Below are 26,096 nucleotides of genomic sequence, written 5' to 3'. Positions count from 1 at the left end.
CAATCTAAACAGCCAAATTCTTGGTGGTGGAATGCAGCGTTAGCTGTGGTTGAGTATCAAACCAAGCATCCGGTGCAAAGGGGAAATGTTGGTAACCGACTCGCAACAGACAAAGTCCTCGAGCCGGTGCGGCATGCTTAACCAAGTCACGACGCCCTGACTGCCATAGTTCAGTAAAAGCAGCAGGGGTTAAGCGGCGGCGTCCCACACTCACTAGCAAGCCCATCACCAGGCGCACCATGCCGTACAGAAAACCGGCAGCTTGCAGCTCAACCTGAACAAACGGTCCACAGCGGGAACATTCAGCCGCCTGCAACTCAACCCACGAATGGGCACGACTAGATCCCGCGCGATGAAACGCAGTTAGCTCATGATAACCCACCATGGGGGTTAATGCCGACTGCATTAGCTGATCGTCCAGCGGCTCATGGTAAAAATGCCATGCGTAGGGACGAACAAAGAGATTGGGATAGGCATCGGTGTAGATGGTGTATCGATACCGTCGCCATTTGGCCGAATATTGGGCATGCCAATCATCGGGAACCTGAGCCGCAGCGCGAATCACGATGTCTTCACTTAATCGATGATTAAGTATAGATGCCCAACGGTAGGCTGGGATGATTTTAGGAGCATCAAAGTGGGCTACTTGGGCTGCCGCATGTACCCCCGTATCAGTACGCCCTGCGCCATGAATGGTGACGTGATAACCCAGTAATGACGCGATCGCTGCCTCAATCTCCGCTTGTACCGTACGTTTTTCCGGCTGACGTTGCCATCCATAAAAATGGGTGCCCTGATATTGAATAACAATGGCTACCCGTTGGGTACCTTGGTTGGCTTTAGGGACAGCTTCGAGCTGCTTAGCGGGCGTACGATTAGCCATCAATGGGAACTAGGTGAGCTCAATAATGGCCATCACTGAATTGTCACCTCGGCGGCTAATTGTGCGCACGATGCGAGTATAGCCACCCTGACGCTCAGCATATCGAGAGGGGGCTTGTTCAAACAAAGAATGAACAAGGTCTTTGTCGTACATGTACCCCATGGCTCGACGGCGAGCCGCCAGGGAACCTTCCTTGGCTAGGGTGATCATACGCTCGGCTTCGGAACGGACGGCTTTGGCTCGAGTGAGTGTGGTTTTGATCCGACCGTGACGAATGAGTTCAGTAGTTAGCGATCGCAACAAAGCACGACGCTGATCTGCAGGTTTGCCCAGATGGGGCGTACGACAACGATGGCGCATAGGGTCTCCTCTGTTAGCAAATAGACAAGAAAAAACCGAAGCCTTGGGCTTCGGAGAGATTGGCCTGAAAACACTCAAGGCCAAGGCGTTAGGCCTAAGATTGTTTAGCCGGTTTTTCGATAGGTAGGGTAATTCCCAATCGATGTTGTAGTGAATCAATCACCTCTTCCGCTGACTTCTGACCAAAGTTCTTAATCTCAAGGAGATCTTCTTGGCTGTAGTCCAGCAAATCAGACACAGAATTAATCTGCGCTCGCTTCAAACAGTTATAGGCACGTACAGACAGCTGTAATTCTTCAATTGGAATCTGATAAGTGGTGTCTTCCTCTTTGACGTCTTCATCCCGCTTGGGCTCAAGGGTAACATCCTTGAGTGGGTTAAACAGGTCTATCAGAATATCCGCTGCCTGGCTCATTGCCTGCTGAGGCGTCAGACTACCATTCGTACTAACTTCCATCAGTAAGCGATCTTTAGGCTGATCGGCACCAACGATTGTCTCTTCAACTGAATAATTGACCTTTCTTACTGGCATAAAGACAGCGTCAATTTGCATGAAGTCTAGGGCTGTTGCTTCATCGCGATTGTTGCTGACAGCACGGTAACCATGACCATTTTCTACCCGAAACTCCATTTCAAGTGTGTGACCCTGCGCAACTGAGGCCACGTAATGATCTGGGTTAATAAGCTCAACTTCAGCAGGCAACTCAAAATGCGCTGCCGTTACAGTTGCAGGACCTTGTACAGCTAGGCGGCCAATCTGAGGTTGGTTTGTGTAGGTCTTAACAACAACTTCCTTGAGGTTCAGAATGATATCAAGCACATCCTCACGTACTCCTGGAATTGTTGCAAACTCATGATTTGCCCCTGCCATGCGCACCGCTGTGATAGCAGCACCCTCAATATTTGAGAGTAAAACCCGTCTGAGTGCGTTACCAACTGTGATCCCTTGACTACGCTCAAGAGGTTCGAGTACAAAACGACTAAATTGGCTCTGATCGTCTTCGACGATTGATTCTACACATTCAATTTTAAACTGTCCCACTACAGTGACCTCCCTTAGATAGCTATTGCCTGGTGGCTAACTTTTTAGCTGATAGGTTAAAAAAAATTAGACGCGGCGGCGCTTGGGTGGGCGGCAGCCGTTGTGGGGAATAGGCGTCACATCACGAATTAAAGTGATTTCTAACCCAGCCCCTTGAAGAGCACGAATGGCCGTTTCACGACCAGCACCAGGGCCACTAACCATGACTTCAACCTGACGCATTCCTTGGTCCATAGCTCGACGGGCAGCACTGTCGGCTGCTGTTTGAGCTGCAAAGGGAGTTCCTTTCTTGGCACCTTTAAAGCCGCTGGAACCAGCTGATGCCCATGAAACTGCATCACCTTTGGTATCTGTAATAGTCACAATGGTGTTGTTAAATGTTGATTGAATGTGGACAACACCGTTGGGGACATTCTTCCGGGGTTTGCGTCCACCCGCGCGCTTGACGCCTTTAGCCATAGTTCCTGTATTCCGAAAACGTTAACTCTTTAAAAACCTGTGTAGTCGCCGACTAGTGACCCACCTGATTGCCAATTCCTTGCCAAAATGCCTTTCCTGTTGTAGCACGCATGTCTAAATCGGCAACCCTTGGAATGTAAAGATCACCTACAGATTGCGTCGTCAGGTTTTATTTCTTACCAGGCTTCTTCTTGCCAGCAATAGCCAAGCGCTTACCACGACGTGTGCGCGCATTAGTGCGAGTCCGCTGACCACGCACGGGCAGTCCTGACCGATGGCGACGTCCTCTGTAGCAGCCAATATCCATTAGCCGCTTGATGTTCATACTTTCCCAACGTCTCAAATCACCTTCGATTTGATAGTCGTTTTCAACCACTTCCCGTAGTTTTGCTACATCGCTATCGGCCAAATCCTTAACGCGAATATCGGCGTTGACCCCAGTTTTTTCCAGGATCTCTTTGGACCGACTCAGGCCGATACCGTAGATGTAAGTTAAACCAATCTCAATGCGCTTATCCCTTGGTAGGTCAACGCCTGCAATACGTGCCACCGTGCTTTCTCCCTAGTTTGCTGCCGTGCGGTTACGTTGGCACTGACATGTCAGTTGGCAACCGCTCAGTTGAATGTGAAATAAATCGTTAAACTCGTTACAGTGGCTAACCCTGGCGTTGCTTATGCTTGGGGTTAGAACAAATAACCATCACTCGACCGCGCCGACGGATCACCCGGCACTTGTCGCACATCTTCTTGACGGATGCCCGTACTTTCATGCTGAAAATGTAAAAAACTTGCCTACAGAAGTGTGATTCTAGCAAATAGCTTAACAAGCGGTCAATTAATTTTTGTTATGGACAGTTGATGTGTCTTGAGCTCGCTTGCTACTCGATATAGCCATTAGTAGATGTAAATTGCCATGGGAATACCCAAAAAAGCCTCGCCGGATTCCGGCGAGGCTTTTTTGGGTATTTGTGACTGTTAATTATTAGCTAAGCCGATTCTCGACGCAGTGCAGCTTCGACTTGCTTAAACTCTTGTTCTAACCGAGCCTTCAGCTTTGCGGGAATAGGGCGATTGGGATAGGAACTATAGTGGCCTGCCAGCGCATTCACTGCTGTTTGCATGGTGGCAAAGGAACTTAGGCTAGCTGCATTTGCAGATCGACGATAGCGAGCTGAGAATGCATTGATCTGTTGTCTGGCTTGGGAGCGAACCTCAGGGAGGTTTGGAGCATCTGCGGGTAGCTCAATGGCGGTTCTGAGGGTTTCTACAACTGCCATGGTGTCTTGGCGATAGTTACCGCTGAGTCCGTCAGCTCCCATGCCGTCACCACCGCAGCCAGTGAGACCTAGGATGGCCACTAGGGTAAATGCAAACAAACGAGACAAAATACGTTTCATAAACTTATTCCCAATTACAGATGGCTCCAATTGTGTGCCTGGCCATTGGGCCTGTGGTGATTATCTTATCTGAATGGGGTACTCAGGAGAACGTTTAGGTGTATGGCACCCATAGGTATGGCGATATTTAGGCGGGAAAAATACGTAGCCGACGGTTGGGTTCATCCCCAAAACTCAAGGACTTAAGTCGATAGTGCTCGGCTAATTCGTGTTGCATTTTTCGGATTTTTGCGGAGCGGGGTAATAATTCGACGGGTTGTCCTTTAGGAATCACAATTTGCTCAACTGCTAGCCTTGCTTCTTCAAGGGCTTCGAGTTCATCATCTTCGCCTTGGCGAGTAAAGAGAGAAAGATCAATAGCTGCTGATTGATCTCTAGGGTCAATATCTAGAAGACGTTGCAGGGCCCGTGTGATCTGTGGAATGGTATTGGATTTGACGGTGTAAATAGGAAGTTGACGCGATTTTGCAATGGTTTTGAGTTTAGAGTGGTTTCGCACATGCGATCGCAATGCCAACACTGCTTGAGCCACCCCAAGCTCCTTGGTAATTGATACCGGAAGTTTCAGCGTATCAATGACATGATGTAGCTGTTCACGGCTAATGCCATAGGGATAAATCGGCACCAAATCTTCCCCATTAGGCCCCACGGGTGTGGATAGTTCCAAACTACTTGTATCCAGTTGCCGATCCAACAAGGCTTGAAACTCATCAGTAGCATTAGGTACGGGCAGTGGCGTCGGTGCCTTGGTGCCATGCTGGCGAGCTCGTTGTGCAACGGGTTCCATTTGGCCAGCCTCGCGCCAACCTCGCTGAGTCCGTCGAGTGGTGCGCCTTTGACTAACAATATCCGGTAGTTCATGGGTAATGGAGACTTTGCCGTTTTCTCCCACCGTCCGAACCTGGGTTTCCGACATGCGCCCGCGCAATAGATGATCAACCGTAGCTGCTACATCCTCATGGACAACCCACCGTTGTCGCTCCAGCATTTCAATGGCCATGTCAAATGTGGGTGGAGCTTTGCGTTCCAAAACACTTTTTTGGCTACCCCGACGACGAGCTTCATCATCTCCTAGGGTGACCGTTTGAATACCGCCAATGAGGTCAGCCAGAGTTGGATTTTTGATCAGGTTTTCTAGTTGGTTACCATGGGCGGTACCCACTAGCTGTACCCCTCTTTCTGCAATAGTTCGGGCTGCTAGTGCTTCGAGCTCAGTACCGATTTCATCAATGATAATGACTTCGGGGGTATGGTTTTCAACGGCCTCGATCATGACTTGGTGCTGTTGTTCCGGTCGAGCTACTTGCATACGGCGGGCTCGACCGATGGCAGGGTGAGGTATGTCTCCATCACCAGCAATTTCGTTGGACGTGTCTATAATGACGACGCGTTTATCAAGGTCATCTGCTAAGACGCGAGCAATTTCGCGTAGAGCAGTAGTTTTGCCCACACCTGGTCTGCCCAGCAGTAAAATTGACTGGCCTGCTTCAACCAGGTCACGAATCATTTCGACCGTACCAAAAACAGCTCGACCCACTCGACAGGTCAGGCCAATAATGGTTCCAGCTCGGTTCCGCATAGCACTAATGCGGTGTAGCGTTTTCTCAATTCCAGCGCGATTATCACCCCCAAACGTCCCAACCCGTTCAATACAGTGCTGTAAATCTTCCTTGGAAATAACCTGCTCTGAAAGATAGTCTGCCTTGCCTGGAAATCTAGCTTCGGGTCGTCTACCTAAATCTAGGATGACCTCAATTAGCTGAGAACGCTGAGGGTGATTACTCAGGGGAGCCCGCAGGCCTTCAGGCAGGATACTTAAAAGCTGATCCAGGTCGTCATGAATTGGAGCACTGCTTTTAGAAAGTGCAGCAGTCGATTCAGGCGTAGATTGATATTCGTCTGAACGAGCCATAGATTCGGGAAACTAAAAAGGAATATTTAAAAATAGGTAGAATCGAGCCAGGTTTTCAGCCATAGGAGTCAAACTGGCTTGCCTGACTACAGCTACCTCCTATGGGGGAACCGTCGCAGCTGAGCTTGGTTTTGGATAGTTCTCTTGTTTTAAGAAGTGTGAAATACTGGTGGCGTTCCGGATATCAGGCTTAATCTGACTTACCAAGCCAAGCGCTAAGTTAACCTGCTGCCATAGCTGCTCTGGCTCATCTTCGAGATGGCCATCTCCCAGGTTCAATAATCGACGGGCGTAGCTACCATAGGCAATCCCGTGAATCCCTATGGTGTTGGAGTTAGTCTCTCCAAGAGACTGTAGGCGAGGCTTGAGCAAATTTAGCGATCGCAACTTAGCCACCGTATAGTCGTTGGTTCCGCCTGCTAGTTGAACATAGCCAGGTAAACGAGCGTTTAAGACCTTTTCAGCTAGCCGAACCGTCGCAAGGGTTGTTCCCCTACCAATATCGCCGCTCATGGGTCGTCCGTCCGTCTGCCACAGCAATTGATTGGGCTTAGGATCCATTAACTGATAGAGCTCAGTTAGATAGTCAACAATGGTGATGCCGTAAGCCTCGCTGTCGGGGCAACTGACGGCCACCAACTTCAGCTGCGGAATATAAGAAGCAATTTGCTGCCATAGGCGCTGAAATTCAATCTGTCGACCAATTTGAGTGTGGATTTCAATTGCATCGATGAAGGGAATCAGTGTGGGTACGAGCTCACCTGCGGCTACAGTAAATGCGTTCTCTTTCAGCAAACCATAGGGACAGACCGGCAAACAACGGCCACAGCCATAACAGCGTTCAGCAATTACCCCCAACCCTGACAGCCCAGGTTTGTCTGAAAGTAACGAGATCGCATCAGCTGGGCATACTCGCTCGCAAGGACGGGGGCAATTGACAGGGCATTTTCGGCCATCAAACCACGCTTTGCGGAAGTGAGGATCTTGACCATCATTAAAACTCACCATCAACCACGGACGTCTGCCAGAGCCAGTTGGTGTCACAAACTGTGATGCAGTTATTCCATCAGTGGCAGCCTGTACCACTGCCAGATCAGCTGCTACATCAACGCAATCTGCCCCTGCAAGGCTATACACCAGGGACAAATTACGGACTTTTGAGACATCTTGATAACTAGCGCCACAAATAAGCTTGAACCATTGTCCAAGTCTCAGGGAATCTAGCGGATTTAGGGGAATAGTCACCCACCTATACTATCGCTTAGCAAAATACTCTGCAGTCAAATTAGAACAAATGTTCTTTTTGGGCCAGTTTCTGGTTGGCCAATGGTCGACCTATGCAGATTTAACAGCGTCCTTAAGCGGAAACCACTTAAATGAGCGGTCACCACCTAGTTCAACAACCACTTTGATGCGGGAGTCGGATTCACATAGGGTTGTTAAGAATGCCAATTCTTGGCTAGATAAAATATGTCCCTCAATTAACCAGAGCAAAATACCCTTCATGCCTTTAGCCATACGCTCTAGGCGATAATCCAACACGGCTGGCACAAAATAGCGATCTCCGACAGCGGCTTGCCCCATACTTTTCTTACCTAAATGGGGAGGGCGGACACCGTGTACATCACCTAAGTAAGCTGATAAATCCCCCAGCCCACGGGCCGTCATGTGTAAACTTTCATAACCTGATGCCCGCATGCGTCGCTGATAGCGGCCTTCGAAGCCACCCTCCAACGGTACCTGCACTGCCAGTGCACCGTTGCTCTCTAAATCCCGAACAAATCGATTGCCGAATACAAGTAATCCCATAACTTATGCAAACAGTGCCTAAATGGTGGTTGCTCTACTACATATATTAAGCCGGTTAAACGTCACCTTTGATAAAAACACGGCAGGTTCTTTGCATTCAAAGCTTTATCAAATTAGGATTTCAAATTTAATTTGATAAAATAATGGACAAGTATCTCAAATGTCTGTATTATTATAAACCGCTGCCAAGCTAGATACTAAGTGGTGCTGCTGCTTAAGTCTAAGGCGCAACTTTAACGGCTCAAAGGGTTGTGTCTCAATACATCAAAGGTATTGAGGTTGTTTGTATACCCTGGCTAATGTTCAAAATATTCAATCAAATACGGTTGAATTTCTGGAGAGCGGGTAAGTGCTCTTTGCATTTGTCTGTCTTTCCGGGTAATTGCCCCCGCTGTGAAAAAACAAGGGGCTCAAAGTGCTGGCTGTGAATCACCACAGTTTAGCTGAAATGTTTAGGGAGATTGATTGTGTCTGTCGGTATTCTCGGGACAAAACTGGGAATGACTCAGGTGTTTGATGACGCTGGTAACGCAGTACCGGTAACTGTCATTCAAGCAGGCCCCTGTGTCGTTACTCAGGTTAAAACGCAGCAAACCGATGGCTACTGCGCCGTGCAGATTGGCTATCAGGAAGTAGCGGAGAAGGCATTGACTAAGCCTGAATTAGGTCATCTCAAAAAGGCAGGAGCTCCTAGTCTGCGTCATCTGCGTGAGTATCGTGTTGATGACAGCTCGTCATTTGAGTTGGGTCAAACTGTTGCAGCGGATATTTTTGAAGCTGGTCAACTAGTAGATATCTCTGGTAAGAGCATTGGTAAAGGGTTTGCAGGTAACCAAAAGCGTCACAACTTTAGTCGTGGTCCAATGAGTCACGGCTCCAAGAATCATCGCCTACCTGGTTCTATCGGACCTGGTACAACACCTGGCCGAGTCTACCCTGGTAAGAAAATGGCCGGTCAATTAGGTAATGTGCAAGTTACTGTGCGCAAGCTTGCGGTCGTAAGGGTAGATAGTGAGCGTAGTGTTCTGCTGGTTAAAGGTGCTGTTCCTGGTAAGCCAGGCGCACTATTGAACATCGCCCCTGCAAATATTGTCGGCAAGAAATAAGGGGGCTAAGAACTTATCATGGTTGATTGCGTAATAAAAGACTGGCAAGGGGCTGATGCAGGTACTGCCACCCTTGATCTAAGCGTTGCCAAGGAAGATAACGCTGCTCATATAGTGCATCGCGCCATTGTGCGTCAGATGCATAATTCTCGCCAAGGCACGTTGTCTTCAAAGACGCGTTCCGAGGTGCGTGGAGGTGGCCGTAAGCCGTGGCGTCAAAAAGGTACCGGTCGAGCTCGTGCTGGTTCTAACCGTTCTCCATTGTGGCGTGGAGGTGGGGTTATCTTTGGTCCCAAACCTCGTGACTTCGATGTCAAGATGAATCGCAAGGAGCGTCGTTTAGCCCTGCGTACAGCATTCCAAAGTCGAGTGGATGACATGGTCGTTGTTGAAAACTTTGCTGATCAACTCTCAGCTCCTAAGACGAAAGAAGTGCTTTCAGCTCTGGAACGTTGGGGAGTTGATGTTGAGCAGAAAGTTTTGATGATCACAGCTGAGAAAAATGAAGTAGTCTATCGCTCTGTGCGTAATGTGGCCAACATCAAATTGATTTTGGCTACTAATCTCAATGCTTACGACATCGTTCTAGCTGACAAGCTAGTGGTGACAGCAACAGCTCTCGAGAAAATTCAGGAGGTGTACAGTGCCTAAGGCAATTGACCCCCGAGATCTGCCCGACATTGTTCGGAAGCCAATTATTAGTGAAAAAGCGACCCTCAATCTGGAAAATAATCAATACACCTTTGAGGTTGCTCCAAAAGCTACAAAAACTGAAATTAAGGCAGCGATTGAAGCATTGTTTGATGTCAAAGTGACTGGCATTAGTACTATGAATCCGCCTCGTAAGAAGAAGCGCCTTGGCCGTTTTATAGGCTATAAGCCTACCTATAAGCGAGCAGTTGTGACTCTCGCTGAGGGTGATAGCATTCCTCTTTTCCCAGATGTCTAGTACCGGCTTTAGCACTACTCAATTAGTTTGTAGATAAAAACATGGGAATTCGTACTTATCGGCCTCTGACTCCAGGTACTCGTGAGCGCAGTGTTTCTGACTTTTCAGAAATCACTCGGAGTAAGCCGGAAAAGAAATTAACGCGCTCTATTCATCGTGCCAAGGGAAGAAACAACCGTGGTGTGATTACTTGCCGTCATCGTGGTGGTGGTCACAAGCGTCTCTATCGCGTGATTGATTTTAAGCGCGATAAGCGAGAGATAACGGCTGAGGTTCTTTCGGTTGAATATGATCCCAACAGAAATGCGCGCATCTCTCTGGTTCAGTATGAAGATGGCGAGAAGCGCTACATTTTGCATCCCGTGGGATTAAAAGTGGGGGCTACTATTGTCGCTGGGACTGATGCTCCCCTTGAGGTGGGTAATGCTTTGCCACTATATAAGATGCCTCTTGGCACGTCGGTTCATAATGTTGAACTGTATCCAGGACGTGGTGGTCAAATTGTTCGTGCAGCTGGTGCTTCTGCTCAAGTAATGGCTAAGGAAGGGGGATATGTCACCCTCAAGTTGCCTTCGAGTGAAGTCCGTATGGTTCGTCGTGAATGTTACGCCACAATCGGTCAAGTAGGTAACGTAGAGTCTCGTAACGTAACTTTAGGTAAGGCTGGTCGTAAGCGTTGGTTGGGGCGTCGACCAGAGGTTCGAGGCAGTGTTATGAACCCTGTGGATCACCCCCATGGTGGTGGTGAAGGTCGTGCTCCCATTGGGCGTAGCGGTCCTGTGACTCCCTGGGGTAAACCAGCACTTGGCTATAAGACCCGCGATAAGAAGAAGGCTAGTACCTCGCTAATTGTTCGTCGTCGTCGTCGTTCCTCTAAGCGTGGCCGCGGTGGTCGAGACGCATAAATGTTTATCCATTCGTTTGGATTCTATTGCTCATCCAAATTTTGTTGTTCAACCGATTGTTGTTAGGCTGGCGAAACTATGGCTCGCTCTCTCAAGAAAGGTCCTTTTGTGGCGGATCACCTGCTCAAAAAGATTGAAAAGCTCAATGCTAAAGGGGACAAGCAGGTGATTAAAACCTGGTCTCGTGCCTCTACTATTATCCCTCAAATGATTGGGCATACCATTGCTGTTCATAATGGTCGTCAGCATGTCCCGGTGTATGTCAGCGAACAAATGGTCGGGCATAAGTTGGGTGAATTTGCCCCCACGCGTACATTTCGTGGGCATGTCAAGAGTGATAAGAAAGCGAGACGATAGGGAGGTTAGCCATGGTTGATATTGACAGTAGTAATCAAGTTAAATCTGTTGCTCGCTATATTCGAATGTCGCCTCATAAGGTGCGTCGGGTACTTGATCAGATTCGCGGCCTCTCCTACCGAGAAGCTCTAATCATTCTTGAATTTATGCCCTACAGGGCTTGTGAACCAATTCTTAAAGTTCTCCGCTCTGCTGTAGCCAATGCTGAGCATAACAATGGCATGGACCCCGTTGATCTTTACATTAGCGAAGCGTTTGCTGATCAGGGGCCTGTCCTTAAGCGTTATCGACCTCGGGCCCAGGGGCGTGCTTATCAAATTCGTAAGCCAACCTGTCACATAACAATTGCAGTGGCCCCTGGCTCTGCTAGTTAAGGTCTAGTATTTTTTCGCTGTTAGCTCTGTATAAGGAAGGATTTGTGGGACAAAAAATTCACCCAATTGGCTTTCGTCTTGGCATTACTAAAGAGCACGCTTCTTGTTGGTATGCCGACTCAAAGCAGTACCCTAGTCAATTGCAAGAGGATCATGTAATTCGTCAGTTTATTGAGAAAACCCTCAATAACGCTGGTATCTCTGATATCAAGATTGCTCGTAAAGCCGATCAAATTGATTTAGAGGTGCACACAGCTCGACCTGGTGTTGTTGTTGGTCGTGGTGGCACAGGTATTGAGTCTCTGCGGGCTGGTTTACAAAAACAACTCAAAGATAATACCCGTCAAATTCGTATCAATGTAATCGAGGTTGCTCGAGTTGATGCTGAAGCTGCTCTGATTGCTGAATACATTACTCAGCAGCTTGAACGACGTGTATCGTTTCGCCGAGTGGTAAGACAGACAATTCAACGTGCTCAACGTGCTGGTGTTGAAGGGATCAAAATTCAGGTTAGTGGTCGTTTGAATGGGGCTGAAATCGCTCGTACTGAATGGACACGTGAAGGGCGTGTGCCCCTGCATACGTTGCGCGCGAACATTGACTACGCCTACAAAACTGCTCAGACTACTTACGGAATTCTAGGCATTAAGGTCTGGGTTTTCAAAGGTGAAATTATTCCAGGTCAGGAAGATGTTCCTCAACCTGCTAATAATCAGCCACGTCGTCGTCAGCCACGTCGTCGTCAACAGTTCGAGGACCGTTCTAACGAGTCCTAATTATTTCTCTTTAACTGTTTAGCCTGTTTAAGCATCATGCTGAGTCCTAGAAGAACAAAATTTCGTAAACAGCATCGCGGTCGTATGCGCGGTATGGCCCATCGTGGCAGCACAATTAACTTTGGTGAATATGCTCTCCAAGCCACTGAGTGCTCTTGGATGACTTCTCGCCAAATTGAGGCTGCTCGTCGTGCGATGACTCGTTATGTGAAGCGTGGCGGGAAAATTTGGATTCGTGTTTTCCCAGATAAGCCTGTGACGATGCGTCCGGCTGAGACCCGTATGGGATCTGGTAAGGGTAACCCTGAATTTTGGGTTGCTGTGATCAAGCCCGGTCGAATTGTTTTTGAAATTACTGGTGTGCCTGAGGAAATTGCCCGTGAGGCGATGCGTTTAGCATCCTTTAAGCTGCCATTCAAAACAAAATTCATCGCTCGTGAAGGATTGGAGGGATAATTTATGGCGCTTTCTAAGGCTAAAGAGTTGAGGAAACTCAGTGAAGATGAGCTGTCTACTGAAATTGCTAATGTTAAGCGTGAACTGTTTGATTTGCGCTTCCAGCTAGCCACCCGTCAGATGGAGACAGGATTTCATCAGTTTAAGCATGCTCGTCGTAAATTGGCTCAGCTAATGACTATCGAGCGTGAACGGCAACTGAGTGTTGGTGCGACGACTAGCGAAAATGCGGCAGTGAGTAGCGAGCAGTAGGAGTTGAAAAAGCTATGGCAGCTAGAGAACTAACGGGGCGAGTGGTGAGCGACAAAATGGATAAGACAGTTGTTGTGGCTGTTGAAAATCGTGTCCCCCACCCCAAATATCAGAAAATCGTCGTCCGTACTAAAAAGTACAAGGCCCATGACGATGCTAATGAGTGTAAGGATGGCGATATTGTTCGTATTCGCGAAAGTCGCCCTCTTAGCCGAACCAAGTGCTGGGTCGTTGCCGATATTGTAGGCCGTTCTGAAAAAGTGTAGGGGAGCCAACTAATGATTCAGCAGGAAACATATCTGAATGTGGCAGACAACAGCGGCGCACGAAAGCTAATGTGCATTCGTGTTCTCGGCGGTAATCGTCGCTATGCGAGCGTGGGTGATGTCATTATCGCCGTTGTTAAGGACGCGCTACCAAACATGGGTGTAAAGAAATCTGACGTTGTCCGTGCTGTTGTTGTACGTACCAAGAAAAATCTTCGTCGCAACAGTGGTATGAGCATTCGTTTTGATGATAATGCCGCTGTTCTCATTAATAATGACAACAATCCAAAAGGTACTCGAGTTTTTGGGCCTGTTGCTCGTGAGTTGCGTGACAGAAACTTTACCAAAATTGTTTCACTAGCACCGGAGGTACTGTAGTGGCTAGCAAACAAGCTGTGCGTCACAAGATGCACGTTAAGAAAGGCGACACTGTGCAGGTTATCACCGGTAAGGATAAAGGCAAAGTAGGCGAAATTACTGCTGTTTTGCCTAAGAAGAGCCTGATAATTGTTGAAGGTGTCAACATTCGTACTAAGCATGTTAAGCCTCGTCAAGAGGGGGAGTCGGGACAGATTGTTACATCTGAGTTTCCGATTCATAGTTCAAACGTGATGCTTTATTCCAAAAAGGAAAAAGTTGTTAGTCGTGTTGGCTATACGTTTACCGATGATGGTCGTAAAGTCCGCATCTTGAAAAAGACAGGCGAGATCATTGATTAGCTCACTATTTGTCCCTGACCAAGCCCAGGGAAAGGAACGAGAGAATGGCTGAACAGCTGAAAAATTTTTACAATACAAAGGTTGTTCCTAAGTTAATGGAGCAATTTGAGTACAAAAATGTACACCAGGTACCCAAGGTACTCAAAGTAACTGTCAACCGTGGTTTAGGAGAAGCCTCACAGAATGCTAAAGCATTGGAAGCATCTGTGAGCGAGGTGGGTGTAATTACTGGTCAACGGCCTGTGATCACTCGTGCTAAGAAGGCGATTGCTGGATTTAAAATTCGTCAAGGTATGCCAGTCGGGGTTATGGTTACCCTTCGTTCTGAGCGTATGTATGCGTTTCTAAATCGCTTAATCAATTTGGTTCTACCCCGTATTCGCGATTTTCGAGGGGTTAGTCCTAAGAGTTTTGATGGTCGGGGAAACTACACCTTGGGTCTGCGTGAGCAGTTGATTTTTCCTGAGGTCGATTACGACAGTGTTGATCAGGTTCGCGGCATGGATATTACGATTGTTACCACTGCCAAGACTGACGAGGAAGGGCGTGCTCTTCTCAAAGAGCTGGGAATGCCGTTCCGGGATAACTAAGGTTTATACGAGAGAGAAATATGGCGTCTAACGATACGATTTCAGACATGCTGACGCGCATTCGAAATGCAAATCTCGCGCGGCATAGGACTGTCCAAATCCCATCTACCAAAGTTACCCGTAATATTGCCAAAGTGCTTCAGGAAGAGGGCTTTATTGGTGATACCTCGGACGCAACTGAAGGTGTGGCACGCATGATGACGGTGAGTCTAAAGTACAAGGGTAAGATGCAGCAACCTATTATTCGTAATCTGACTCGTGTCAGTAAGCCGGGTTTGCGAGTTTATTCAAGCTGCAAAGATTTACCGCGAGTGTTGGGGGGTATCGGCATTGCCATCGTTTCTACCTCAAGTGGCATCATGACTGACAGAGATGCTCGTCATAAGGGTATCGGTGGAGAAGTGCTCTGTTACGTCTGGTAATGTTTTGCCTTGCTTGTATTAATTAGTTGTTTTCGCGGCTATTGCTGGCGGTTAGGGAAAAATTAAAATGTCTCGGATTGGTAAAAAACCGGTACCTGTACCTTCAGGTGTTACCGTGTCTATCAATGCTCAATCAGTAGTTGTCAAAGGTCCAAAGGGAGAGCTGTCTCGCATTTTACCTGGGGAAGTCAATATTACCCAGGAAGGTGAGCAAGTAATTGTGACCCGTCAAGATGAGTCGCGTGCTGCGCGAGCATGTCATGGGCTGTCACGTACTTTGATTGCCAATATGGTAGAGGGTGTTTCTAAGGGCTTTGAGAAGCGTCTTGAGATTAAAGGCGTTGGTTATCGTGCTGCTGTCAAGGGTAAGACCTTGAATATGAACTTGGGCTATAGCCATCCGGTCGAATTCGAACCACCAAAAGGCATTGAGTTCAAGGTAGAAAACAACACGAATATAATTGTGTCTGGTATTGATAAGGAACTAGTAGGAACCGTCGCTGCTAAGATTCGTGATGCCCGACCGCCTGAGCCCTATAAGGGTAAAGGTGTACGCTATCTCGGTGAGATGGTGAGACGTAAAGCTGGTAAAGCAGGGAAGTAATTGAGTTATGAAAGCTACGCGTAAACAATCTACCCGTCGTCGTCACGCGCGCATTCGTCGCCGAGTCAAGGGTACTGCTGAGCGCCCTCGGTTAGCGGTTTACCGCTCTAATAATCACATCTATGCCCAGGTAATTGATGATTATAAGCATCACACCCTGGCTGCAGCATCTACATTAGAGGCTGACCTTAAAGGAGATACTGGCGCTACTAAGGATGCCTCAGCTAAGGTCGGTAAGTTGATTGCTGAACGTTCCTTAGCTAAGGGAGTTAAGCACGTTGTTTTTGACCGTGGTGGTAAGCTTTATCACGGTCGTGTGGCAGCTCTGGCAGATGCTGCTCGTGAGGCTGGTCTGGATTTCTAGGACTTCTTAAAGGGTTAAATCATGGCAAAGGAACGTCGCAAGAGCAATAAAGGTAAAGAAAAAGAGTCAGAGTGGCAGGAGCGAGTTGTTCAAATCCGCCGTGTCACTAAGGTGGTTAAGGGCGGTAAAAAGCTAAGTTTTCGCGCCATCGTAGTAATTGGCAATGAGAAAGGCCAAGTTGGTGTTGGTGTTGGTAAAGCCAGCGACGTAATCGGTGCTGTTAAGAAGGGTGTAGCTGATGGGAAGAAAAACTTAGTGGATGTGCCTTTGAATAAGGCCTATTCGCTGCCTCATCCTGCTACTGGTGAAGCGGGTGGTGCTCGTGTCTTCATGCGCCCAGCTGCTCCTGGTACTGGTGTAATTGCTGGTGGTGCCGTTCGTACTGTGCTTGAGCTTGCAGGTGTGCGGAACGTTTTAGCTAAACAGTTAGGCTCTGGTAATCAATTAAATAATGCTCGAGCTGCTGCTGATGCGTTGGCCTCATTGAGAACTTTCTCTGAGGTTGCTAAGGAGCGGGATATCCCCCTTGAGAAGCTCTACGCTTAGATCTGAGATAATTAAAAATTGTTGAGATTTAGAACAATGAGATTAGAGGATATTCAGCCAAAAGCTGGTTCAAGACGCCGTCGTCGTCGCGTAGGGCGTGGCATTTCAGCCGGACAGGGGGCTACTTGTGGTTTTGGAATGCGAGGGCAAAAATCTCGTTCGGGTCGCCCTACGCGCCCTGGTTTTGAGGGTGGGCAGCTACCGCTATATCGCCGAATTCCAAAGCTTAAGCATTTTCCCATTGTGAATCAAAAGGTATTCACAGTGCTAAATGTTTCGCGCTTGGCTGAGCTTTCTGCAGGTTCAGAGGTGACTATAGAATCTCTGATGGAAGCTGGAATCATTACATCTAACGATGGACCACTGAAAATTTTGGGCAATGGTCAGCTTGATGTTGCCTTAACGGTTAAAGCTGCAGCATTTACCCAAAGTGCGAAAGCTAAGATTGAGGCAGCTGGTGGTACCTGTGAAATCGTGGCGTAAGCCTCTAGAATAAGCATATAACTCAGTTAGCTGTGTCTTGGTTTCCGTCCTAGGCGCAGCTTATGTTTAATTAGAATCTAAAACAGAATCTAAAGATTATGGTTGTCAGTCGAGGGAAGACACCAAGCGCTCAGGAAACGTTTTTGCAAATGGCTCAAGCAGCCGGTTTGCGTGGGCGTTTGCTGGTGACTTTGGGATTGTTGGTGTTGGTACGCTTGGGAATGTATATCCCTGTGCCAGGGATTGATCGTGTCGCTTTCTCACAGCAGGTTGATGCTGGAGGCCTGCTTGGTTTCCTTGATATTTTTGTGGGTGGTGGTTTATCCCTGTTGGGTATTTTTGCCTTAGGCATTTTGCCCTACATTAACGCCTCTATCATTATGCAGTTGCTGACAGCCGCTATTCCTCAATTGGAGGATTTACAGAAAAATGAAGGTGAGGCTGGACGACGCAAGATTTCCCAAATCACTCGCTATGTTGCGATGGGGTGGGCGGTACTGCAGAGTACATTGCTGGCTAGCTTTTTGCTAAGTCCTTTTGCGAATGAGCCTGGCATCCTATTCATTGTTGAAACGGCAGTTGCTTTAACTGCTGGCTCAATGTTTGTGATGTGGGTAGGGGAGTTAATTACCGAGCGTGGTGTTGGTAATGGGGCTTCTTTACTGATTTTTCTGAACATTGTTTCATCACTACCTCGCTTACTTGATAGTGCTGTCACCGTAGCTCAGTCGCCAACATCCTCTCGTCAGGAAGTAGCAGGTATCATAGTTGTCAGCCTTGTATATTTGGCTATGGTTGTGGGGATTGTGTTTGTCCAAGAGGGCATGCGTCGAATTCCCATTGTTTCCGCACGACGACAGGTAGGTCGAAAACTCTATCTGGAAAAGAGCAACTACCTGCCTCTGCGTCTAAACCAAGGTGGAGTGATGCCTATCATTTTTGCGTCGGCTATTTTGGTTCTACCTTTACAGGCGGCTCCTTATATTGCCAGCACGCTATCTAATCCTGGGATCTCAGACTTTGTAAATCGATTTTTGAGCCCGGGTTCTCCACCTTACAACCTGATGTATCTGGTTATGATTCTGTTCTTCAGCTACTTCTATGCATCACTGGTTGTGGATCCTGAAGATATGTCGCGGAATTTGAAGAAAATGGGGGCAAGCATCCCAGGTATTCGGCCCGGTAAGGCTACTAGTGACTTTATTGGGAAAGTCTTAAATCGTCTAACTTTCCTTGGTGCCTTGTTCTTAGGGGTCGTTGCGGTGGTTCCCAGTATGGTAGAAAGTGGTTTGCGCGTAACCGTATTTCAAGGCTTAGGTGCTACTTCTCTGCTGATCTTGGTAGGTGTGGCTATTGATACAGCCAAGCAGATTCAGACCTATGTGATTTCTCAACGTTACGAGGGTATGGTGAAAAAATAGTGATCAGAGTAATTTTTTTAGGTCCTCCTGGTGCTGGTAAGGGGACTCAGGCCGCCGTTTTATCTAAAGATTTTGATGTGCCTCACATCTCGACTGGAGATATTCTTCGAGCAGCGGTGGCTGCCAAGAGTGAGCTTGGTCAAAAAGCGGAATCCTATATGAATGCTGGGGAGTTGGTACCTGATGAGCTGATTTTGGATCTTATTCGTGAGCGTTTAGGTCAGAAAGATGCCAGTAAGGGTTGGATTTTGGATGGCTTTCCCCGTAATGTTAGCCAGGCTAACTTTCTAGACAAGCTGCTTGCAGAGATTCAGCAGCCTTGTGAATGTGTGCTGAATCTGGAGGTACCGGATAATGTGCTGATATCTCGCTTATTGTCGCGCGGTCGTAAGGACGATAACGAAGATGTTATTCGTAACCGATTAGAGGTTTATCGTAAGCAAACGGAACCCCTGATTGAATTCTTTAGAAGTCGCCAGCAACTAGTGTCGGTCAATGGGCATCAGGCAATGGGGTCTGTAGAAGCTGATTTGAAACAGGTTTTACAAGCATAGGTTAACTGTCTATGTATATGTTATTAGTAGACATCTATTGGCGGACCATTTCATAGCAATTTGGGTATCGTTTGTTAATCTTATAACGGTGGTTCCATTGTCTAGAACAAGGGACAATCGTGAGAGATTTAAATTGCACTAGCGATGTCAGCAGTTATTCTAACGTGTTCAAGTAGCTGCTATTGGAGCGGGTGGACGGTGAAGTCTGTCCGCTTCGTGTTTGATTATTGATTGAATTGAGGATTAGCTAATTGTCTAAGCAAGATTTAATTGAAATGGAAGGGACTGTTACCGAATCTCTTCCCAACGCTATGTTTCGAGTGGATTTAGATAATGGGTTTAATGTATTAGCCCATATTTCTGGCAAAATTCGTCGTAATTACATCAAGATTTTGCCAGGTGATCGGGTCAAGGTTGAACTAACTCCCTACGATTTGACTAAGGGCCGCATTACCTATCGTTTGAGGAAAAAGTAGTTTGTTCTAAATGCTTAGTTTTGAGTTTTGGGTTGTTGGGTCTACGCTCAATAGAGTTAGGTATTTAGAATAACGTCGAGGATTGGAGATGGGCTAAAGCGGACAACATCTGTACAAGGTAGTCCGGTCGTTTCTGATAAGTTTGAAATTGCATTTCTAGCTTCATCTTCACTGACTCCAAAGGTATTCAAAGCAATACCTGTCATTTTTGGTGCTCTGTAGGTTCCACCTGCATGAGCCACAGTTTCATAGAGTTTAATCACCTCTTGAATAGGGGGGATGATAAAGTCTGGAAAGTGTTGAATGCGTTCTAGATTAATTTTGTGTACCAAGACAAGATGGGTTGGCTGAGTGCCCCGTAGTAAGGGTAATGTGGCGGTCGAGGCTGGATTGAGCAAAGAGCCTTGACCTTCTACATAGAGCACATCATTTTGGGCGCTATGGTCGAGGACAGCTTGTTCTACTGCCCCGGCTGCAAAGTCTACGCGCACAGCATCGAGGGCTATGCCTGGAGCCCCAAGCATTAGAGCTGTTTGGCCAGTGGCAATTAGCTGTGATCGCAAGCCTTTTGCCTGCGTGGCGCGGTTCAGTTCAATACATGTAGACATTTTGCCAACCGCCATGTCAGTGCCAACTGCCAATACACGGCGGCAATGGTTTAAGTCGCGTGCTTTGCCTGAGCCAACGGACAGCCCAGGGGTTTCCTGGCGCATGTCCCAAATCCACTGGTCGGGGTAGCGGGTTCGGTCAAGATACTTAGTCAACGTCGGATCATCGTTGAAGTAGGTGTGGAGACCGTTCATCACATTCAGGCCTGCTGCGATCGCAACCCTCACATCTTCCAGCCATGGTTCTGGTAAACGACCTCCAGATGGAGCAAGTCCAATAGCCAGTACATCGGGCTGATAGTGCAAAGCGGCTGCCATCGTGGCCACGATGGGTACATCTCGATTGATGCCGGTAAGTTCTTGAATCGATTGATCCGCACAGGTTTCATCCACAACAACGGCAATGGGATTCTGGCTATAGCGCAGCAGGGCAAGCCCGGTTTTACCCTTGGCTCCAGTAATGCCGTTGTGAAGCAGGATCGCAATGCGATGGTGAGGTTGGAGATGCATAGTAGGGAGACACGTGGGTAAGAAAAGATTTGAGTTCTAAATTATGAGGTTTATTACTCACGGATTTTCGTGCCGTGTAAAACGTTTTAACCGGAATCACTTAAAACTCAGCACTTAACACTCAAAACTTAAGCTCCTCCTAAGAGGGGATAGCCGATGAGACCCACCGCAGCACCGCCTAGAATGAGTTTCCATGCGGTAACTTTGAAACGGATAATGGCGATTAGTGATGCGATCGCAACCACCCCAGCCAAGATCGATAGCGCCCAAGTTTCTCGCCCAAATGCCGTTTGCCCTAAAGGGATGGCCGCTGCCATAATTGCACCGACTACAGCTGGTTTAATACCCTTTAGAAATGCCTGGACCCAAGTATTTTGTCGTAACCGAACCAAAACAGGAGCTGCCAGCATAATAAATAGAAACGATGGCGTAAAAATGCCTATGGCAGAAATCAGTGCTCCAAAAAAACCAGCCATTTTATATCCCACAAATGCCGCTGTGAGGACGACAGGGCCAGGACTAAGCTGTCCGATAGCAACGCCATTGATAAAGTCAGCAGTAGATAGCCAACCTAAACGTTCCACCACCTCGAACTCCAACAGCGGGATAATGACTAATCCACCGCCAAAAATAAGTGTTCCTACCTGTAGGAAAAACGTAAATAAAGGCCAGCCATATTCTGATATGCGTTCAGTTCCCCAAAAACTAGGCTGCAATGTTGCCAATAATCCTAAGGGGGCGACGCTATTGAACCGGAGACTTTTAGAGCCATATAATCCAATCCCTAATAGTCCTGCCAGCAAGAATAAAACCAGGGTGCTGAGATTGCTGAATGTGCTTGCCAAAAAAGCCATAGCAGCAATTGTTATCCCTATCCAGTTCTGAATAGATTTGCGGCCTAACTTATAACAAAAGCCCAGAATGATGGCGATCATGACAGGCGATAGCCCAAAAAATAGAGCGATTAGCTGGGGTAGCTGTTGAAACTGAAAGTAAACCCAGCTTAGAGTTACCACAATCAAGAAGGCTGGTGTAATAAATGCCAGACCTGCTACCAAAGCCCCCAACCAACCAGCATAAACATAGCCGGTGTAAATACCCATCTGAGTCGAGGCTGGGCCTGGAAGCATTTCACATAACGCCAGACCATCGCTAAACTCATCAGCATCAAGCCAGCCGCGTTGCTCAACTGCCTCATCGTTAATCATGGCAATGTGAGCCTGGGGACCTCCAAAGCCAATAGCACCTAACTTTAGAAACAATTCAGACAATTCTTTAAGTCGATTTATCTGACTATTCATAGAAAAAGTCCACTCTAATAGGTTTCTTTGATAGAATAGACTCTATCGAAGGATACGTGACGATTGATTACCGCTAGCTGCAACGAGGACTCAGACCGTGATTCATGCGACGCTCCATCAGCTCAAGGTATTTGAAGCAACTGCGCGCCACGGTAGTTTTACCCGTGCAGCCGAAGAACTTTATTTAACCCAGCCAACAGTATCAATACAAGTCAAGCAGCTTACAAAAGCTGTAGGATTGCCATTATTTGAACAAATTGGTAAGCGGTTATACCTGACCCAGGCTGGTAAAAAGCTACTAGAAACCTGTCAAGAAATTTTTCAAGGGCTATCTCAGTTTGAAATGTCCATTGCCGATCTTAAAGGCATGAAACAGGGGCGCTTGAGTATAGCTGTCATTACAACTGCCAAATATTTCGTTCCACGCCTGTTAGGACCATTTTGCAAGCGCTATCCTGGCATTGACATTTCGCTCAAGGTGACAAATCACCAAAATATTCAGGAGCGTATGATCAATAATCGGGATGATTTGTTTATTTTCAGCCAACTGCCCAGCCAGCCTGATCTCAAAACTTATCCCTTTTTGGATAACCCGCTGGTGGTAATTGCGCCTACAGATCATCCACTGGCTGGCAAAGCAAATATACCGATTGAGGCCTTAAATAACGAGCCCTTCATTATGCGTGAGCCAGGTTCAGGTACTCGCGAAGCGGTACAAAAGCTATTTGCCGCTAATAATGTGGATGTAAAAGTCCGTCTTGAACTGGGTAGTAATGAAGCCATTAAGCAAGGGATTGCTGGTGGTCTAGGTGTTTCGGTCCTATCCCAACACACCATTATTTCTGAAGGCACGAGTGGTGAATTTGCCATTCTTGATGTTGAAGGTTTTCCCATTCCTCGCCAGTGGTATGTTGGTCATTTAGCCGGTAAGCAGCTTTCTGTAGTAGCTGAAAGCTTCTTGACATACTTGCTAGAGGAAAGTCCTGCTATGGCTAAAAAGTTTTTACCAGGTCTGGGGCAACCAATGCCGAACCAGGAAGCCGTAGTGGTTGGCTGAGACTTTATCAAGCCAATATAAAGTTCACATTTGACAACTGGTTCAAAGTCGAAACCTGATAGTTTATGACATCTCTTGGGATGCCAAATACTGCTACTCAGGCAGCTATCGTACAAGGCATTTCCCCTAGAGCTGTAACCTGCAAAAGTTTATTGTTTTTTGCAGGTTAGTCAATACCATATCCCATGGCTAAGATGACAAGGCCTGTTTCGTCTTGTCAGTAGCCTCTGCCACTTCTCGTTCTTTATCTAAGCGACGCTTTCGGGCATAGAGCTGAATAGTTGCCAAAAACGAAATAGTTAAAGCCACAATCAACCATGTGGTGGCGCTAGTGGGAAACTGGTTCTTAAAGATGACCAGCATGACAATGATCACCAGTAATAAAGTGGGTCCCTCATTAAAGAGCCGCAACGTTTTACTGTTCCACATACATTCGCCATTTTCTAACTGCTTAATTAAGCGACCACAGTAAAAGTGATAGATCAATAGCAATCCTACAAAGCCAAGTTTGGCGTGCATCCACCCCTGATGAAGATATTCAGGCATAACTGTGAGTAAGCCTATGGCCATGGCCACAGTTAACACCATGGCTGGTGTAGTGATGATGTTATACAGCCGCTTTTCCATAATGCTGTATTGCTTTTTCAAAATACTCTGAGCGGGTTCAATCTCCATGTCAGCCTCGACATGATAGATGAATAAACGTGCCAGATAGAAAAGACCTGCAAACCAGGCCACGACACCAAAAATATGAAATGCTTTGAACCAGTAGTAAGCCATGAATTTGCACAGTGGGGCTAAAACTTGAAGCCACTATTTTTCTCTAGCGACTATTCTCCCGTAAATGTCATGGTTTTGACTGCTGCGATCTGGCTTTGTAACGGCCTTGTAATGATTAGAGAATGGTGAGTGGTGAGTAGTGAATGGTAGGGTGGGCATTGCCCATCGGGCGATCATTCACCAGCAGACACACCATGCAAGTTGATTGGCAATCTGTCAAAACCTATGAGGATATTTTTTATCACAAGGCCAATGGCATTGCGAAGATCACCATTAATCGTCCCCACAAACGCAATGCCTTTCGCCCCAAAACAGTATTTGAACTCTACGAAGCTTTTTGTGATGCGCGAGAAGACACCTCCATCGGTGTTGTTCTGTTGACCGGAGCGGGTCCCCACACCGATGGCAAGTATGCCTTTTGTGCAGGTGGTGACCAGAGCGTGCGTGGTAAAGCAGGCTATGTAGGGGCTGATGGCATTCCTCGATTGAATGTGCTAGACCTGCAGCGGCTGATTCGATCCATGCCCAAGGTAGTCATTGCCCTGGTGGCAGGCTATGCCATTGGCGGTGGCCATGTATTGCATTTGATTTGTGACCTGACCATTGCTGCGGATAATGCCATATTCGGTCAGACTGGCCCTAAGGTGGGGAGTTTTGATGGGGGCTTTGGGGCTAGCTATCTGGCCCGCATTGTCGGTCAGAAAAAAGCGCGCGAGATCTGGTTTCTCTGTCGTCAGTACGATGCCCAACAGGCACTGAATATGGGACTAGTAAACTATGTTGTCCCCGTGGAACAGCTAGAAGCAGAAGGCATTCAGTGGGCACAGGAAGTTCTTCAAAAAAGCCCTACTGCCATTCGCTGTCTTAAGTCCGCATTTAATGCCGACTGCGATGGTCAAGCTGGTCTGCAAGAATTAGCGGGTAATGCTACGTTGCTGTATTACTTGACAGAAGAAGGTGCTGAAGGAAAACAGGCTTTTCTGGAAAAACGTCCGCCTGATTTTAGCCAATATCCCTGGCTGCCTTAGTTATAGGCTATTGAGCAATAACTATTGAGCAATAACTATTGAGCAATAACTATTGAGCAATCGAACAACCTACTATGGATTTTGAGCAGAAACCTTTAGTGTTGATTGAAACTCTTTTATGGAACTGTTCGACAGCCAAAACAGTGATGTTGCTGTCTTAGGTAATGTTGTAATTCGTCGTCCTCGAAATATTGAAGCGGTCGCAGGAGTTCGTCAAGAAGTGTCTGTTTTACCACGACTTCGTAACCTGCTTGTTCTGCCAGTTCCCGTTATGCAAATCGTAGAGGTTGGAGATGAAATTGTGACCCTTCATTCTCGACTTCCAGGTGAACCGCTATGGTCAGTGCAAAATCTTAGCAACTTAACCCAAGAGCATCTAGCAACTCAGCTTGGTAGTTTCTTGAAGTCTCTACATGAGATCGAGTCAGTTGTCTTGGGTGATATTGATTTACCCTGCATCGATCAAAGATGGTGGACGAATTTTCTCGATAAAGCAGAGCGATTTGTTTTTCCTAAGGTAACTTCTACGACTGCCAAAGTTTTGCGTTCTCAAATTCAATCCCATATCGAGCAACTGCCGAACCTGCCTTGTGTGCTGCGACACGGTGACTTTGGTTCGAGTAATATTCTGTGGGACGGTGAAAAGAATATCACGGGTGTTATTGACTTCGGTTCATTAGGGTGGGGTGATCCTGGTTGGGACATAGCAGGGCTGTTTGCCAGTTATGGCAGTCTGTTTGTTGAGCAGCTTGCCTTAACTTATCCGGTAGTTGGATCATTACTGGAGCGATCGCCTTTTTATCATCAGATGTTTGCTTTGATGGATGCAGTTTTCGGTGTTGAACACGCAGATGACGAAACTCTGAACGATGGATTGGATACACTGAAGCGAATCGCTTAACCTAGCGATATAACCGCAGTCGAAGGCGATTAAAGATGCTCGGTCGAATAACAAGGCTATTAATCGCCGCTGGACTCAATCGGTATGTTGCTGATTCCACTCGCGTATCTGAATCATCACGATGCTCAGTTCAGAAACCGTTCAAGAAATTGCCGCTTTGGTTCGCTCAGGGTTCTACCGCAAGAACCGCCTGATGGATATCTTCTGCGAGGAGATGTACGCGCCTGGAGACCTTGAGCCAGACGAAGTGTCGGCGGCAATTGACGTTGAATTCGAAACATGGGAAGCGGAAAAACAAACATGGCCCGAGGTGACTGATTGTGATCGCCTCGATTCAGCTTTTGCCGCAATCAACGAACGCGGGATTATCGCATTACAAAATGCGGGCTACACGCAAAGCGATGGCTATGAAGACTTTCTTGATGCTTA

The 26,096-nt window shown here is 47.3% G+C and carries 38 protein-coding genes; 25 read left to right on the top strand and 13 right to left on the bottom strand.

Annotation, left to right across the window (positions count from 1 at the left end):
- Positions 1-4 precede the first annotated feature (4 nt).
- The 10 genes from truA to ndhN all read right to left on the bottom strand — a co-directional run bounded on the left by truA (position 5) and on the right by ndhN (position 7,862).
- Positions 5-883: a tRNA pseudouridine(38-40) synthase TruA gene (truA, locus tag DXZ20_RS33840; protein WP_163661977.1), complete on the bottom strand. Its 879-nt coding sequence runs from the start codon at positions 881-883 to the stop codon at positions 5-7.
- A 9-nt stretch (positions 884-892) separates the two neighbouring features.
- Positions 893-1,243 carry a 50S ribosomal protein L17 gene (rplQ, locus tag DXZ20_RS33835; RefSeq protein ID WP_006515924.1) on the bottom strand — a complete coding sequence of 117 codons (351 nt, stop codon included), beginning with the start codon at positions 1,241-1,243 and terminating at the stop codon, positions 893-895.
- A 94-nt stretch (positions 1,244-1,337) separates the two neighbouring features.
- Positions 1,338-2,285, bottom strand: a complete 948-nt coding sequence (locus tag DXZ20_RS33830; protein WP_006515923.1) for a DNA-directed RNA polymerase subunit alpha — start codon at positions 2,283-2,285, stop codon at positions 1,338-1,340.
- A gap of 66 nt (positions 2,286-2,351) precedes the next feature.
- On the bottom strand, positions 2,352-2,744 hold the full coding sequence (rpsK, locus tag DXZ20_RS33825; RefSeq protein WP_163661973.1) for a 30S ribosomal protein S11: 393 nt from the start codon (positions 2,742-2,744) through the stop codon (positions 2,352-2,354).
- Positions 2,745-2,913: 169 nt separating this feature from the next.
- A complete protein-coding gene (rpsM, locus tag DXZ20_RS33820; protein ID WP_163661971.1) occupies positions 2,914-3,294 on the bottom strand; it encodes a 30S ribosomal protein S13 in 381 nt (126 codons plus the stop codon).
- Between the two features lie 106 nt (positions 3,295-3,400).
- Positions 3,401-3,514, bottom strand: a complete 114-nt coding sequence (gene rpmJ, locus DXZ20_RS33815) for a 50S ribosomal protein L36 (protein ID WP_006515920.1) — start codon at positions 3,512-3,514, stop codon at positions 3,401-3,403.
- Between the two features lie 216 nt (positions 3,515-3,730).
- The gene (gene psb27 / locus DXZ20_RS33810; protein ID WP_163661969.1) at positions 3,731-4,141 is read right to left on the bottom strand and encodes a photosystem II protein Psb27; all 411 of its coding nucleotides are present in this window, start codon (positions 4,139-4,141) and stop codon (positions 3,731-3,733) included.
- Positions 4,142-4,268: 127 nt separating this feature from the next.
- Entirely contained in the window at positions 4,269-6,053 is a 1,785-nt protein-coding gene (locus tag DXZ20_RS33805; RefSeq protein ID WP_250564853.1) for a R3H domain-containing nucleic acid-binding protein, read from the bottom strand.
- Between the two features lie 99 nt (positions 6,054-6,152).
- Positions 6,153-7,298, bottom strand: coding sequence for a circadian clock protein LdpA (gene ldpA, locus DXZ20_RS33800; RefSeq protein WP_163703010.1), 1,146 nt, complete (start codon positions 7,296-7,298; stop codon positions 6,153-6,155).
- A gap of 90 nt (positions 7,299-7,388) precedes the next feature.
- Positions 7,389-7,862 (bottom strand): NAD(P)H-quinone oxidoreductase subunit N, encoded by a 474-nt coding sequence (ndhN, locus tag DXZ20_RS33795; RefSeq protein ID WP_163661966.1) that lies wholly within the window; start codon positions 7,860-7,862, stop codon positions 7,389-7,391.
- A gap of 467 nt (positions 7,863-8,329) precedes the next feature.
- Here ndhN and rplC point away from each other — a divergent pair, with 467 nt between their 5' ends.
- From rplC to infA, 21 genes are all read left to right on the top strand, one after another.
- On the top strand, positions 8,330-8,968 hold the full coding sequence (gene rplC / locus DXZ20_RS33790) for a 50S ribosomal protein L3 (RefSeq protein ID WP_163661964.1): 639 nt from the start codon (positions 8,330-8,332) through the stop codon (positions 8,966-8,968).
- Positions 8,969-8,986: 18 nt separating this feature from the next.
- Positions 8,987-9,619: a 50S ribosomal protein L4 gene (gene rplD, locus DXZ20_RS33785; RefSeq protein ID WP_163661962.1), complete on the top strand. Its 633-nt coding sequence runs from the start codon at positions 8,987-8,989 to the stop codon at positions 9,617-9,619.
- The gene (locus tag DXZ20_RS33780; RefSeq protein WP_163661960.1) at positions 9,612-9,917 is read left to right on the top strand and encodes a 50S ribosomal protein L23; all 306 of its coding nucleotides are present in this window, start codon (positions 9,612-9,614) and stop codon (positions 9,915-9,917) included. Before rplD ends, DXZ20_RS33780 begins: the two co-directional genes overlap by 8 nt.
- Before the next feature lie 41 nt (positions 9,918-9,958).
- A complete protein-coding gene (gene rplB / locus DXZ20_RS33775) occupies positions 9,959-10,822 on the top strand; it encodes a 50S ribosomal protein L2 (protein ID WP_163703009.1) in 864 nt (287 codons plus the stop codon).
- Between the two features lie 78 nt (positions 10,823-10,900).
- Positions 10,901-11,179 carry a 30S ribosomal protein S19 gene (gene rpsS, locus DXZ20_RS33770; RefSeq protein WP_163661956.1) on the top strand — a complete coding sequence of 93 codons (279 nt, stop codon included), beginning with the start codon at positions 10,901-10,903 and terminating at the stop codon, positions 11,177-11,179.
- A gap of 11 nt (positions 11,180-11,190) precedes the next feature.
- Positions 11,191-11,553: a 50S ribosomal protein L22 gene (rplV, locus tag DXZ20_RS33765; RefSeq protein WP_006515910.1), complete on the top strand. Its 363-nt coding sequence runs from the start codon at positions 11,191-11,193 to the stop codon at positions 11,551-11,553.
- Between the two features lie 44 nt (positions 11,554-11,597).
- Positions 11,598-12,329 (top strand): 30S ribosomal protein S3, encoded by a 732-nt coding sequence (gene rpsC / locus DXZ20_RS33760; RefSeq protein ID WP_006515909.1) that lies wholly within the window; start codon positions 11,598-11,600, stop codon positions 12,327-12,329.
- A gap of 36 nt (positions 12,330-12,365) precedes the next feature.
- The gene (gene rplP, locus DXZ20_RS33755) at positions 12,366-12,785 is read left to right on the top strand and encodes a 50S ribosomal protein L16 (protein ID WP_006515908.1); all 420 of its coding nucleotides are present in this window, start codon (positions 12,366-12,368) and stop codon (positions 12,783-12,785) included.
- A gap of 3 nt (positions 12,786-12,788) precedes the next feature.
- Positions 12,789-13,037, top strand: coding sequence for a 50S ribosomal protein L29 (rpmC, locus tag DXZ20_RS33750; protein ID WP_163661954.1), 249 nt, complete (start codon positions 12,789-12,791; stop codon positions 13,035-13,037).
- Between the two features lie 14 nt (positions 13,038-13,051).
- On the top strand, positions 13,052-13,303 hold the full coding sequence (gene rpsQ, locus DXZ20_RS33745) for a 30S ribosomal protein S17 (protein WP_163661952.1): 252 nt from the start codon (positions 13,052-13,054) through the stop codon (positions 13,301-13,303).
- Between the two features lie 12 nt (positions 13,304-13,315).
- Positions 13,316-13,681 carry a 50S ribosomal protein L14 gene (gene rplN / locus DXZ20_RS33740; RefSeq protein WP_006515905.1) on the top strand — a complete coding sequence of 122 codons (366 nt, stop codon included), beginning with the start codon at positions 13,316-13,318 and terminating at the stop codon, positions 13,679-13,681.
- A 29-nt stretch (positions 13,682-13,710) separates the two neighbouring features.
- Positions 13,711-14,022: a 50S ribosomal protein L24 gene (gene rplX, locus DXZ20_RS33735; RefSeq protein ID WP_163671561.1), complete on the top strand. Its 312-nt coding sequence runs from the start codon at positions 13,711-13,713 to the stop codon at positions 14,020-14,022.
- A 44-nt stretch (positions 14,023-14,066) separates the two neighbouring features.
- On the top strand, positions 14,067-14,612 hold the full coding sequence (gene rplE, locus DXZ20_RS33730; protein WP_163661950.1) for a 50S ribosomal protein L5: 546 nt from the start codon (positions 14,067-14,069) through the stop codon (positions 14,610-14,612).
- A 20-nt stretch (positions 14,613-14,632) separates the two neighbouring features.
- Positions 14,633-15,034 (top strand): 30S ribosomal protein S8, encoded by a 402-nt coding sequence (rpsH, locus tag DXZ20_RS33725; protein WP_163661948.1) that lies wholly within the window; start codon positions 14,633-14,635, stop codon positions 15,032-15,034.
- 67 nt (positions 15,035-15,101) lie between these two features.
- Positions 15,102-15,638 carry a 50S ribosomal protein L6 gene (gene rplF / locus DXZ20_RS33720; RefSeq protein WP_163661946.1) on the top strand — a complete coding sequence of 179 codons (537 nt, stop codon included), beginning with the start codon at positions 15,102-15,104 and terminating at the stop codon, positions 15,636-15,638.
- Between the two features lie 7 nt (positions 15,639-15,645).
- Positions 15,646-16,002 (top strand): 50S ribosomal protein L18, encoded by a 357-nt coding sequence (gene rplR / locus DXZ20_RS33715; protein ID WP_006515900.1) that lies wholly within the window; start codon positions 15,646-15,648, stop codon positions 16,000-16,002.
- 21 nt (positions 16,003-16,023) lie between these two features.
- Positions 16,024-16,548, top strand: coding sequence for a 30S ribosomal protein S5 (gene rpsE, locus DXZ20_RS33710; protein ID WP_163661944.1), 525 nt, complete (start codon positions 16,024-16,026; stop codon positions 16,546-16,548).
- Between the two features lie 36 nt (positions 16,549-16,584).
- Positions 16,585-17,031: a 50S ribosomal protein L15 gene (gene rplO / locus DXZ20_RS33705; RefSeq protein ID WP_163661942.1), complete on the top strand. Its 447-nt coding sequence runs from the start codon at positions 16,585-16,587 to the stop codon at positions 17,029-17,031.
- A gap of 98 nt (positions 17,032-17,129) precedes the next feature.
- Entirely contained in the window at positions 17,130-18,452 is a 1,323-nt protein-coding gene (gene secY, locus DXZ20_RS33700; protein ID WP_163661940.1) for a preprotein translocase subunit SecY, read from the top strand.
- Positions 18,452-19,006, top strand: coding sequence for an adenylate kinase (locus tag DXZ20_RS33695; RefSeq protein ID WP_163661938.1), 555 nt, complete (start codon positions 18,452-18,454; stop codon positions 19,004-19,006). The genes secY and DXZ20_RS33695 overlap by 1 nt, the downstream gene beginning before the upstream one ends.
- Positions 19,007-19,257: 251 nt before the next feature.
- Positions 19,258-19,482, top strand: coding sequence for a translation initiation factor IF-1 (gene infA / locus DXZ20_RS33690; protein WP_006276978.1), 225 nt, complete (start codon positions 19,258-19,260; stop codon positions 19,480-19,482).
- Positions 19,483-19,538: 56 nt separating this feature from the next.
- Here the strand turns inward: infA and DXZ20_RS33685 are convergent, their stop codons facing one another.
- Positions 19,539-20,600 (bottom strand): N-acetyltransferase DgcN family protein, encoded by a 1,062-nt coding sequence (locus tag DXZ20_RS33685; protein ID WP_163703008.1) that lies wholly within the window; start codon positions 20,598-20,600, stop codon positions 19,539-19,541.
- Positions 20,601-20,728: 128 nt separating this feature from the next.
- Entirely contained in the window at positions 20,729-21,901 is a 1,173-nt protein-coding gene (gene chrA / locus DXZ20_RS33680; protein WP_163703007.1) for a chromate efflux transporter, read from the bottom strand.
- Between the two features lie 97 nt (positions 21,902-21,998).
- Between chrA and DXZ20_RS33675 the strand changes: the two genes are divergently transcribed.
- Positions 21,999-22,958, top strand: coding sequence for a LysR substrate-binding domain-containing protein (locus DXZ20_RS33675; protein WP_163661932.1), 960 nt, complete (start codon positions 21,999-22,001; stop codon positions 22,956-22,958).
- A 189-nt stretch (positions 22,959-23,147) separates the two neighbouring features.
- Here DXZ20_RS33675 and hemJ read toward each other — a convergent pair whose 3' ends face one another.
- A complete protein-coding gene (gene hemJ / locus DXZ20_RS33670) occupies positions 23,148-23,738 on the bottom strand; it encodes a protoporphyrinogen oxidase HemJ (RefSeq protein WP_163661931.1) in 591 nt (196 codons plus the stop codon).
- 194 nt (positions 23,739-23,932) lie between these two features.
- Between hemJ and menB the strand changes: the two genes are divergently transcribed.
- From menB to DXZ20_RS37990, 3 genes are all read left to right on the top strand, one after another.
- On the top strand, positions 23,933-24,766 hold the full coding sequence (gene menB / locus DXZ20_RS33665) for a 1,4-dihydroxy-2-naphthoyl-CoA synthase (protein WP_163703006.1): 834 nt from the start codon (positions 23,933-23,935) through the stop codon (positions 24,764-24,766).
- A 118-nt stretch (positions 24,767-24,884) separates the two neighbouring features.
- On the top strand, positions 24,885-25,667 hold the full coding sequence (locus DXZ20_RS33660; RefSeq protein WP_163661927.1) for an aminoglycoside phosphotransferase family protein: 783 nt from the start codon (positions 24,885-24,887) through the stop codon (positions 25,665-25,667).
- Positions 25,668-25,788: 121 nt separating this feature from the next.
- On the top strand, positions 25,789-26,096 hold a 308-nt coding region (locus DXZ20_RS37990), incomplete at its 3' end, for a DUF6891 domain-containing protein (RefSeq protein WP_431732095.1).

The sequence above is a fragment of the Adonisia turfae CCMR0081 genome (assembly GCF_011009555.1).
GTDB lineage: Bacteria > Cyanobacteriota > Cyanobacteriia > Phormidesmidales > Phormidesmidaceae > Leptothoe > Leptothoe turfae.
Note: the sequence above shows the minus strand (reverse complement) of the source record. Positions and strands in the feature narration are given on the sequence as shown.